Consider the following 277-nt stretch of genomic DNA (forward strand, 5'->3'; position numbering starts at 1 on the left):
CTCATAAGTGAGCACAAGTTCAGTTCCGCTTTTAAGATCCATCAGTCGGCAATCAGATAATCCCTCTCTTCCTGATTTTCCAGTCGATTCAACATGACCAACAGTAAAGTCGCTGAACTTTTTCTCCAGCTCCAGCGAGAGGTCCTTGTAGTTCTTATACATCTTAAGATCCACCTTCCTGAGGTATGGAGCGCCATCCATGCTAACCTTGATATAAAGGCAGCCTGGTGCTGGTGCCTGCTTCGCGTCGGCCACGTCTTTGTTTCTCGGAGCAGAT

1 protein-coding gene is annotated in these 277 nt (G+C 47.7%); it reads right to left on the reverse strand.

Annotated elements, in window-relative coordinates; all coding sequences use genetic code 11:
- A partial coding sequence (locus ACZ3HG_RS23520) for a hypothetical protein (protein ID WP_465334762.1) occupies positions 1-255 on the reverse strand: 255 nt, incomplete at its 3' end.
- Positions 256-277: the final 22 nt, after the last annotated feature.

Source organism: Erwinia sp. PME.40.26/001 (genome assembly GCF_055556675.1).